This is a genomic window from uncultured Albimonas sp. (assembly GCF_963977235.1).
Lineage (GTDB): Bacteria > Pseudomonadota > Alphaproteobacteria > Rhodobacterales > Rhodobacteraceae > Albimonas.
The window spans coordinates 1-10,564 of record NZ_CAXBOD010000097.1; the positions used below are offsets into that span (position 1 = coordinate 1).

8 protein-coding genes are annotated in these 10,564 nt (G+C 72.7%); 4 read left to right on the plus strand and 4 right to left on the minus strand.

Annotated elements, in window-relative coordinates:
* Positions 1-246 precede the first annotated feature (246 nt).
* Both AAC134_RS22625 and AAC134_RS22630 read left to right on the plus strand, forming a co-directional pair.
* Complete coding sequence (locus tag AAC134_RS22625; protein WP_339951862.1) at positions 247-2,292, plus strand: ASKHA domain-containing protein; 2,046 nt, start codon at positions 247-249, stop codon at positions 2,290-2,292.
* Positions 2,293-2,569: 277 nt separating this feature from the next.
* Positions 2,570-4,234 (plus strand): ABC transporter substrate-binding protein, encoded by a 1,665-nt coding sequence (locus AAC134_RS22630; RefSeq protein ID WP_339951864.1) that lies wholly within the window; start codon positions 2,570-2,572, stop codon positions 4,232-4,234.
* A gap of 435 nt (positions 4,235-4,669) precedes the next feature.
* Here the strand turns inward: AAC134_RS22630 and AAC134_RS22635 are convergent, their stop codons facing one another.
* A complete protein-coding gene (locus AAC134_RS22635) occupies positions 4,670-5,731 on the minus strand; it encodes an alcohol dehydrogenase (protein ID WP_339951866.1) in 1,062 nt (353 codons plus the stop codon).
* Between the two features lie 107 nt (positions 5,732-5,838).
* Positions 5,839-6,606, minus strand: coding sequence for a glucose 1-dehydrogenase (locus tag AAC134_RS22640; RefSeq protein WP_339951868.1), 768 nt, complete (start codon positions 6,604-6,606; stop codon positions 5,839-5,841).
* Between the two features lie 167 nt (positions 6,607-6,773).
* On the opposite strand from AAC134_RS22640, the gene AAC134_RS22645 reads away from it, so the two are divergent.
* Positions 6,774-7,748: an alpha/beta hydrolase gene (locus AAC134_RS22645; protein WP_339951870.1), complete on the plus strand. Its 975-nt coding sequence runs from the start codon at positions 6,774-6,776 to the stop codon at positions 7,746-7,748.
* A gap of 12 nt (positions 7,749-7,760) precedes the next feature.
* Here the strand turns inward: AAC134_RS22645 and AAC134_RS22650 are convergent, their stop codons facing one another.
* Together AAC134_RS22650 and AAC134_RS22655 are read right to left on the minus strand one after the other, a co-directional pair.
* Entirely contained in the window at positions 7,761-8,369 is a 609-nt protein-coding gene (locus AAC134_RS22650) for a PIN domain-containing protein (protein ID WP_339951872.1), read from the minus strand.
* Positions 8,366-9,586, minus strand: a complete 1,221-nt coding sequence (locus tag AAC134_RS22655) for a class I SAM-dependent rRNA methyltransferase (protein ID WP_339951874.1) — start codon at positions 9,584-9,586, stop codon at positions 8,366-8,368. The genes AAC134_RS22650 and AAC134_RS22655 overlap by 4 nt, the downstream gene beginning before the upstream one ends.
* Positions 9,587-9,848: 262 nt before the next feature.
* Between AAC134_RS22655 and pth the strand changes: the two genes are divergently transcribed.
* Positions 9,849-10,544 (plus strand): aminoacyl-tRNA hydrolase, encoded by a 696-nt coding sequence (pth, locus tag AAC134_RS22660; RefSeq protein ID WP_339951876.1) that lies wholly within the window; start codon positions 9,849-9,851, stop codon positions 10,542-10,544.
* The last annotated feature ends 20 nt before the right edge of the window (positions 10,545-10,564 follow it).

The following is a 10,564-nucleotide window of genomic DNA, read 5'->3' on the forward strand; positions in this document are numbered from 1 at the left end:
GGCGAGTCGCTCAGGCATCAACAGCGACGGACGGCTTCGGAGGACAGGCGCGGCCCTGTTCTTGGGTGAGTCAGGAGCTCCGTTGGAGGCTCCCGCCCTCTCGACACTGGCGCCCGCTCCCCACCCACGCTCCGCAGCCAGGCCCGCCCGCAGGGCGCGTCCGTTCCGCGAACCGTCGCCCGGGGGCTCGCAACCGCCCCCCGCCCGGTCTAGGACTCCCACCCGAAGCAGCCCAACGGAGCGGACATGACCGACGCCCCCCCCGTCGACCCTCTCGTGATCTTCACCCCCTCCGGCCGCCGCGGCCGGGTGCCCGCCGGCACGCCCGTGCTGACCGCCGCGCGCCAGCTTGGGGTGGACCTCGACTCGGTCTGCGGGGGCCGCGGCATCTGCTCGCGCTGCCAGATCGCCCCCAGCTTCGGCGAGTTCTCCAAGCACGGCGTCGTCTCCAGCCCCGAGGCGCTGTCGGAGTGGAACCGGGTCGAGCAGCGCTACAAGGACAAGCGCGGCCTGATCGACGGCCGGCGCCTCGGCTGCCAGGCCACCATCCAGGGCGACGTGGTCATCGACGTGCCCCCGGAATCCCAGGTCCACCGCCAGATCGTGCGCAAGCGCGCCGAGGCGCGCGACATCACCCTCGACCCCGCCATCCGCCTGCATTTCGTCGAGGTGGCCGAGCCCGACATGCACCACCCCTCGGGCGACCTCGAGCGGCTGTGCGCCGCCCTCGCCGAGCAGTGGGGGGTCGAGGGCGCAACCGCCACCCTCCCCCTCCTGCACCGCCTGCAGAAGGCCCTTCGCGAGGGCGAGTGGAAGGTCACCGCCGCCGTCCACACCCCGGCCGAGGGCGCGCCCCCCCGGATCCTCGAGGTCTGGCCCGGGCTGCGCGAAAAGCCCGTGTGGGGGGCGGCCATCGACCTCGGCTCGACCACCATCGCCTGCCATCTCGCCAACCTGCAGACCGGCGAGGTCGGCGCCTCGGGCGGGGTGATGAACCCCCAGATCCGCTTTGGCGAGGATCTGATGAGCCGGGTCAGCTACTCGATGATGAACCCCGGCGGGGCCGAGGAGATGACGAAGGCCGTCCGCAAGGCGCTGGCGGACCTTCTGGCCGAGACCGCGAAGGAGGCCGGCGCCGAGCCCGCCGACATCCTCGAGACGGTGATCGTGTGCAACCCGGTGATGCACCACCTGGTGCTGGGCATCGACCCGGTGGAGCTCGGCTGGGCGCCTTTCGCGCTGACCACCTCGGACGCGATCAGCTGCGGGGCGGCCGAGCTTTCGCTCGACATCCACCCCGACGCGCAGGTCTACCTGCTGCCCTGCATCGCGGGCCACGTGGGCGCGGACGCGGCCGCCGTGGCGCTTTCGGAATCCCCCCACACCTCCGAGGACCTGGTGCTGATCGTGGACGTGGGCACCAACGCCGAGATCCAGCTCGGCGACAAGCATCGGGTGCTCGCCTGCTCCTCGCCCACGGGCCCCGCCTTCGAGGGGGCGCAGATCTCCTCGGGCCAGCGCGCCGCGGCGGGCGCGGTCGAGCGGGTGCGCATCGACCCCGCCACCAGGGAGCCCCGCTTCCGGATCATCGGGCAGGAGGCCTGGTCGGACGAGGCCGGCTTCGACGCCTCGCGCATCACCGGCATCTGCGGCTCGGGCATCATCGAGATCCTCGCCGAGATGCGCATGGCCGGCGTGATCGACGAGGACGGGGTGATCGGCTCGGCCGAGCAGGTCGGCTCGTCCCGCTGCGTGGCCGACGGGCGCACCTGGGCCTATGTGCTGCACGACGGCCGGGCCGAGGGAGGGCCGCTGGTCTCGGTCACCCAGAACGACGTGCGCGCGATCCAGCTTGCCAAGGCGGCGCTGACCGCGGGAGCGCAGCTGCTGATGGACCGCATGGAGGTCGAGACGGTGGACCGCGTGGTCCTCGCCGGCGCCTTCGGGGCCCATATCAGCCCGCTGCACGCGCTGGTGCTGGGGATGATCCCCGACTGCGCGGTCGACAAGGTCACCTCGGCCGGCAACGCGGCGGGCACCGGCGCGCGCATCGCGCTGCTCAACCGGGGCGCGCGGCGGGAGATCGAGCAGGTGGTCCGCCGGATCGAGAAGATCGAGACCGCGATCGAGCCCCGCTTCCAGGAGCATTTCGTGGGCGCCATGGCGATCCCCCACAAGACCGCCGCCTATCCGCAGCTGGCCAAGGTCGCCACGCTGCCCTCCGTCACGTGGGGCGGCGGCGGGGGAGGCGGGGCCGAGGGCGGGGGCCGCCGGCGACGCCGCCGGGGCTGACGGGCGGAGAGGCCGGGCGGGACTGAAGGGGCGCCGCCCCGCCGCCCCATGCTTGCGCCTTGCGTGGCCCGCGGGTCACGCCGCGCCCGGCTTCGGGTCGACGCGCCCTCGCCTCGGCGGGAACGCGACCCATGTTCATCACCGCTGTTGAAGACGCGCCACGGCTGCGCCACGCTCGATGCGCGGCCGCAAGGATCCCGCGTGCGCGCGGACCCCTCAGCCCGATCCCGCGCCGGGGCTCGCGTCCCGCCGCCCCGCACCCGGCCGGAGCCCGCCCATGCCTGACGCCCCCGACCCCGCCCGCCCCGCGCGCCGCCTGCATCCGGCCCTGCCGGCCTGGGCGCGCGAAACCAGGGCCGGGCGCATGGATCGGCGGGAGTTCCTGGGGCTTGCGACCGCGCTGGGCGCCTCGGCGGCCATGGCCCACGGGCTGATCGGTCTGCCGGTCCCCCGCGCGCGGGCCCAGGCCGCGGTCTCGGGCGAGACGCTGCGCTGCCAGATGCCGGTCAAGCCCGTGGTCGACCCGCGCGCCTTCGACGGCTCGGAGATGGGCAACGTCGCCCGAGGCCTGATCGAGCCGCTGGTCCGCTACTCGGCCGACTTCGTGTTCGAGCCCTGGCTTCTGGAAAGCTGGGAGGTCTCGGACGACGCCCGCGCCTGCCAGCTGAACGTGCGCCGCGGGGTGAGGTGGTCGAACGGCGACCCGTTCGACGCGCGCGACGTCGAGTTCAACCTGCGCCGCTGGTGCCAGGCGGGGGCGCCCGGGAACTCGATGGCCTCGCGCATGGCCGCCCTGATCGACCCCGAGACCGGCGAGGCCGCGCAGGGCGCGATCGAGCGGCTCGACGACTACACCCTGCGCCTGACCCTTCGCATGGGCGACGTGACGCTGATCCCCAGTTTCGCAGACTATCCCGCGCTGATCGTGCATCGCGGCTTCGAGGCGGCGGGCGGCGACCTCTCGGCCGCCCCCGTCGGCACCGGCCCCTACCGGCTGGAGGAGATCGTCCCGCGCGAACGCGCCGTGCTGGTCAAGCGCGGCGAGTGGTGGGGCGGGAACGTGGCGCTGGAGCGGATCGAGTATCACGATCTGGGGGCCGATCCGCGGGTCTGGGCGGCGGCGTTCCGCGACGGGCGGCTCGACATGGTCCACGAGTCCACCGGCGAGTTCGTCGAGCTGTTCGACGCGCAGGGGCTGACGCGGTGGGAGACCCCCTCGGCCGCGACCATCACCTGCCGGATGAACGTGGCCGCCGAGGTGGACGGCCGCGCGCCCTACGCCGACCTGCGCGTGCGCCGCGCCATCCAGGCCGCGGTCGACCCCGAGGTGGCGCTGGAGCTGGGCTATGCCGGTCACGGCCGCCCGGCCGAGAACCACCACGTCGGCCCGATGCACCCCGAGTATTTCCCCCTGCCCCGACGCCGCGCGGACCCCGCGCTCGCCCGCAGCCTGCTGGCCGAGGCGGGGATGCAGGATTTCGAGCATGAGCTGATCTCGATCGACGACGACTGGCGGCGCGCCACCGCGGACGCGGTCGCGGCCCAGCTTCGCGACGCCGGCATCAAGGTGCGCCGCACGCTGATGACCGGGCCCGACTACTGGGCGCGCTGGACCCGGTTTCCCTTCGCGGCCACCGACTGGAACATGCGTCCGCTTGGGGTGCAGGCGCTGGCGCTCGCCTACCGCTCGGGCGCGGCCTGGAACGAGACGGCCTGGTCGGATCCCGAGTTCGACGCCCTGCTCGACCAGGCGCTGGCCCTGCCCGACCCCGACACGCGCCGCACGCTGATGGAGGCGATCGAGCGTCGTCTGCAGGAGGCCGCGGTGATCGTCCAGCCCTACTGGCGCACGCTGATGCGTCACGCCGTGCCCGGCGCGCAAGGCGTGGCGATGCACCCGATGCTGGAGCATCACCACGACCTCTGGTCGCTGGAACGCTGAGGGGCGGACGAGGGCAAGGGTCGGCCCCGAAAATGAATGGGCCCGTCGCCCAAGAGGAGGCGACGGGCCCGGTGTCAGCCCGACTTTCGCCGGTCCGACGGGGTCACCCGACGATGAGCATCGCCATGGCGACCAGCGTCATCACAGGCCCGGCAACCGTGCCAAGACTGAGGAAAAACGCTTCGATCTTATCCATGACACCCTCTCTACGTGAACCTTACAAAGCCATTTAGTTCCGCCGCATTCGCCGTCAAACCGGCGCCGTTGTTCCAAGGCGCGGAATCCGACATCGCCGCGGCCAAGGCCTTGTTTGAAATGCAATTTGTTAATCGAAAAAAAATGCGCGGCCGTGGCGGCCGCGCAACGCTTCGGTGACGAAGGGGGTTTCGGCCCCCGATCCCGTCCTTGCGGAAGGGCCGATGCGGCCCCCGCGGATCAGTCTTCCGTGGTCAGAACCACACGGCCGACGACGTTGCCCTCGGCGAGATCGACGATGGTGTCGTAGGCCTTTTCCAGCGGACGCACGGTGATCGGAACCGACTTCACCTTGCCCGCTTTTACCAGCTCCATCAGCTCCTTGAGGTCGTTGCACGACCCGACGTAGGAGCCCCGGACAGTCAGCGACAGCTGCGGCAGCTTGGGCAGCGGCGCCTTGAAGGTGCCCCCGTGCAGACCGACGATCACATAGCGCCCGGTCTTGGACAGGCCGTTGAACCCGAGCTGCGAGGTCGCCTCCATCCCCACGGTGTCGAGAACCGACAGGAGCTTGCCCTTCGACTTCTCGCGCAGCGCCTTGAGGGCGTCGGCCTCCTCGCGGACGTCGATGGTCTCGTCCGCGCCCATGTCCACGGCGGCCGAGAGCTTCTCCTGCCCCATGTCGACCGAGATCACGTTCTTGAAGCCCATCGCCTTGGCGATGGTGATCGCGGCAAGGCCGAGCCCGCCCGCGCCCATGATCGCCAGCCACTCGTCGTCATGGATCGGCAGCAGCTTCTTGAGCGCGGTGTAGACCGTCACGCCCGAGCACGCATAGGGCGCGGCCACGGTCGGATCCACGTCGCCGATGTCGACCAGGAACTTCGCGTCAGGCACGATCACATGGGTCGCGAAGCCGCCCGGGCGCGCCACGCCGAGCGCCTGCATCTTCTCGCAGTCGTTCTCGCGCTCCTCGGTGCAGGCGCGGCACTCGCCGCAGCCAATCCAGGGGTGCACCAGCATGGTCTGGCCGATCGGCGGGTTCTCGACGTCGGGGCCCGCGGCGATCACCTCGCCCAGGATCTCGTGGCCCAGCGTGTGCGGCAGCTTCATGCCGCGGTCTTCCATTCGGAACTTCTGGCCGTCGCCGTAGTCGAAGTAGCCTTCCCAGATGTGGACGTCCGAGTGGCACACGCCCGAGCGGCGCACGCGCACGACCACTTCGCGCCCGGTCGGCGTGGGGTCTTCGCGCTCGATCATCTCGAAGGGCTTGTGCCACTCGACCACGCAATAGCTTTTCATGTCGCTCTCCTCCCGTTTCGCGGGCCGCGCGTTTGGGCTGCGGCCCGACGTCGAACCGGCCCCCACCCGGGGCCGGGATGGAACTGGCCCCGACTGGGGGCCGGCGTTCAGATCGTGCGCCCGCCGTCGACCTCGAGCACCACGCCGGTGATGAAGTCCGCCTCGTCCGAGCACAGGTAAAGCGCGGCGTTGGCGATGTCGCGCGGGGTCGAGAGCCGGCCCAGCGGCACCGAGGCGCGGAAGGCCGCGCGCTTCTCGGGCGTGTCCTCGCCCATGAAGGTCGCCAGCAGCGGGGTCTCGCCGGCCACGGGGGCGAGGCAGTTGACCCGGATCTTCTCGGGCGCGAACTCCACCGCCAGGCTGCGCGAGAGCAGGTTCACCGCGCCCTTGGTGGAGTTGTACCAGCTCAGCCCCGGCCGCGGCCGGATCCCGGCGGTCGAGCCGATGTTGAGCATCACCCCCCCGCCGAGGCCCCGCCAGGCCGGGATCGCCACCTGGCAGAAGTTCCAGATCTGCTTGACGTTCACCGCGTAAACGCGGTCGAACTCCTCCTCGGTGGTCTCCAGCGCGGGCTGGTTGCGGTGCGACCAGCCGGCGTTGTTCACCAGCACGTCGACGCCGCCCATCTTGGCCTCGCACGCCTCCCAGGCCTGCGCGACCGAGGCGCGCGAGGAGACGTCGCAGCCCACCGCGAACGACCCCTGGCCGATGCGGCCGGCGGCCTCGGCGGCCTTGCCCTCCTGGATGTCGAGAATGGCGACCGTCGCGCCCTCGGCCGCGAAGCGCTCGGCGATGCCCTCGCCGAAGCCCTGGGCCCCTCCCGTGACGATGCAGCGCTTGCCCTGCATGCGTCCGGCGATTGCTCCCTGCGACATCGCATTCCTCCCGGTATGTCGTTTGGCGCGAACCCTGCCCCTCGCTGGCGCGAAGATCAAGCGGCCTTCCCCGCTTCTGCAGCGCAGCAAAAGCCTGGAGGAATCCTTGACGCGCCGGTCCGCTTCGCGGCCCCTTGGCGCAGGAGCAAGGACAGGGAGATCGGGACATGGGCATCGGCGAGTGGATCATCCTGGCGCTGCTGGTGGCGGCGGGGCTGCTGGGCCTGCACGTGGCGCGCCTGAAGCGCGGCCAGCGGCAGGCCGAGGCGGCCGCCCCCCGGATCGGCAAGACCACCCGGGTCCCCGGCGGCGCGATCCACTGGGTCGAGAGCGGCGAGGGCCCGCCGATCGTCCTGATCCACGGCCTCGGCGGCCAGTTCCGCAACTGGACCTACGCGGTGGCCGAGCGGCTGGCCCCCGCCTACCGGGTGATCTCCATCGACCGCCCCGGCTGCGGATATTCCGAGCGCGAGAGCGACGCCCACGCGGCCCTCTCGACCCAGGCGCGGATGATCGTCGACTTCCTCGACGCCGAGGGGATCGAGCGGCCGCTGGTCGCGGGCCACTCGCTGGGCGGCGCGGTGACGCTGGCGCTGGCGCTGGAGCATCCCGAGAAGCTCTCGGGCTTCGCGCTGGTGGCGCCGCTGACGCACCCGCCCGCCAAGGTCTCGGAGGCGTTCGCGGGACTGGGGGTCGGCAATCCCCTCGTCCGCCGGGCCATCGCCTGGACGGTGGCGGTGCCGATGGCCAGGAAATACGCCGAGGCGACGCTGCAGACGATCTTCGCGCCCGAGCCTGCGCCCGACGACTTCGTCACCCGCGGCGGCGGCGTGCTGGGCCTGCGCCCCCGGGCCTTCGTCGCCACCTCGGCCGATTTCGTCGCCGCCGGCGACATCGGCGCGCTGTCGCCCCGCTGGGAGAGCATCGCCCTGCCCGGCGGCGTCCTTTACGGCGACCAGGACGCGCTTCTCGACCACAAGGAACAGGGCGAGGCGCTGGTCGCCCGCCTGCCCCACCTCGACTGGACGCTGCTCGAGGGGCGCGGTCACATGCTGCCGATCACCGCGCCCGACGAGACGGCCGAGTTCATCCGCCGGGTGGCCGACCGCGCCTTCGCCCCCGCAGCCCCCGCCGCGGTCTGATCGCGTGAGGGCTCAGCGCGCCGGCGCGATCTCGCCCCGTCTGACCATCTTGGCGAGCCGGGGCAGCCGCGCCCGTTTCAGCCCGCCTGCCGCCTCGGCCGCGCCCGACAGCGCGGGAAACGGGCGCAGCGCGCGGGCCAGCGCGCGGCCCATCGCCTGCGGCTCGCGCCCCCCCAGCTCCCACAACAGCGCGTCGGGATGGATCGGAGCGAGGCCCATCTCGCGAAGCTTGCGGGCGGGAAAGTCCCGCAGGTTGAAGGTGACCAGCAGGTCCGCGCGCGCGGCCAGCGCCGCGGACAGCACATGCACGTCGCCCGCATCGGGCAGCGTGAAGCCGGGCTCGGGCCCCGGCGCGCCGGCCTCGGGGCCCTGCACCGGCCCCTCGCCCGGCGCGGCGCTGGCGAGCCCCTCGGGCCAGCGGACGGCCATCGCCTCGGCCTCGGCCCGCACGGCGGCCGCCGCGTCCGGGCCATGGTCGCGCGCGACCGCATGGGCCCACTCCCCCACCACGCCCGGCGACCAGCACGGCGCGACCAGATCCTCGGCCGCAGCCGACAGCAGGCACCCCCGCACCAGCGGCGGAAACAGCACGCAGGCGTCGAGGAAGACCCGCGTCGTCATCCGTCCAGACGGTAGGTCAGCGCCTTGAGATAGGAGGTCTCGGCCAGCCCCGGATGCTCGGGGTGATCGGGCCCCGCCTCGCCGGCGCGCAGCAGCTGCGCCTGGCGGCCGGCCTGCTCGATCCCGCGCACGCAGGCGGCGCGGAAGGCCGACGGATCGGCGGCGTGCGAGCACGAGCACAGCGTCAGGTACCCGCCCGGCCCCGTCACCCGCGCGGCCAGCCTGGCCACCCGCGCATAGGCCCGCAGCCCGTTCTGCAGCGCCGATTTCGAGGGCGCGAAGGCCGGCGGATCGCAGATCACCACGTCAAAGCGCTCACCCGCCTCGCCCAGCTCGGTCAGCGCGTCGAACGCGTCCGCGCGCCGGACCGAGAACCGCCCCTCGAAGCCCGAGCGCCGCGCGCCTTCGCTCGCCAGCGCCAGCGCCGGCTCCGACCCGTCGATCGCCAGCGCCGAGTCCGCGCCCCCCGCCAGCGCGGCCAGCGCGAACCCCCCCACGTGGGAGAAGACGTCGAGCACCCGCGCCCCCCGGCACAGCCGCGCGACGAACGCATGGTTGGGCCGCTGGTCGAAATAGAGCCCGGTCTTCTGCCCCCCCAGCAGGTCGGCGAGGTAGACGGCGCCGTTCATCGGCACCTCGACCGGCCCCTCGAGCGCGCCCGAAATGAGCCGGGTCTCGCCCGTCAGTCCCTCGAGCCCGCGCGCGCGCGAACCGGCGTTGAGCATCACCGTGCTCACCCCCGTCACCTCGCGCAGGGCCTGCGCGATCTCCTCGGCGCGCTGGTCGGCCCAGGCGGCGTTGGGCTGCATCACGCAGGCGTCGCCGAAGCGATCCACGATCACGCCCGGCAGGCCGTCGGTCTCGGCATGGATCAGCCGGTAGAAGGGCGTGTCGAACAGCCGCTCGCGCAGCGCCAGCGCGCGCGCGATCCGCGTGCGCAGCCACGCGCCGTCGATCTCGGCGCCCGGATCGCGGTCCAGCAGCCGGCCCGAGATGCCGCTCTCGAGGTTCACCGCCACCAGCCCCAGCGGCTTGCGCTCGGCGTCCTGCAGCTCGGCCACGGCGCCGGCGGGGATCTTGCGGGTGCGGCGGTCCAGGACCAGCTCGTCCTGGTAGACCCAGGGCGCGCCCGCAAAGAAGCGCCGTCCGGCCTTGGGTTTCAGCCGCAGAACGGGGCGCGCGCCCGCCTCGAGGGGGATGTCGTCATCTTCGGTCATCCGCGCCCCATACGACACCGCCCGCCCGCCCGCCAGCCTCGATCGCACGCCGCGTCCCGTCTGCGCGCGCCGCGCCCTCGCCGCGCCTCCCCCCTCCCCGCCCGCGCAACCTCGATCGCACACGCCCCGGCGCCACACCCGCCCCAGGCCCCGAGCGCCTGTTCTCCGGCGAGCTCCCGCAGCGGCCTCCCCGCTTGCCCAGCCCGCGTCCGCCGGGTTACCTGACCCCCACAGGCCCCCTACGCACCAGGAGACCCCCGCCATGCTGCTCTTCGTCGGTCTCGGCAATCCCGGTCGCGAGCACGCCAAACAGCGTCACAACATCGGCTTCATGGCCCTCGACCGCATCGCCGAGGATCACGGCTTCTCGCCGTGGCGCGAGAAGTTCCAGGGCCTGCTCGCCGAGGGCCGCCTGGGCGCCGAGAAGGCGCTGCTGCTCAAGCCGCAGACCTACATGAACCTGTCGGGCCAGTCCGTCGGCGCCGCGCTGCGCTTCCACAAGATCGAAATCGCCGAGGTGGTGGTCTTCCACGACGAACTGGATCTCGCCCCCGGCAAGCTGCGCGTGAAGCACGGCGGCGGCCATGCCGGCCACAACGGCCTGCGCTCGATCCACCAGCACTGCGGCGAGGCCTACGCCCGCGTCCGCATGGGCATCGGCCACCCCGGCCGCAAGGAGCTGGTCTCGGGCTACGTGCTCCACGACTTCTCCAAGTACGACGCGCAATGGCTCGACGACATGCTGCGCGGCTGTTCGGACGGGGCCGCGAAGCTCGCCGCCGGCGACGACGCGGGCTTCATGAACGCGGTGGCCCTGCGCATGGCGCCCCCCAAGCCGAAGAAACCCAGACCCGCCGCCCAGACAGCCCCCCCCTCCGAGGCCCCGCCCCTCTCCGAGGCCCAGGACGAGCCCGCCCCCTCCAACCCGCTCGACCGCCTCCGCCGCCACTTCTCCTGACCTCGCCGGCCAGGCGCCTG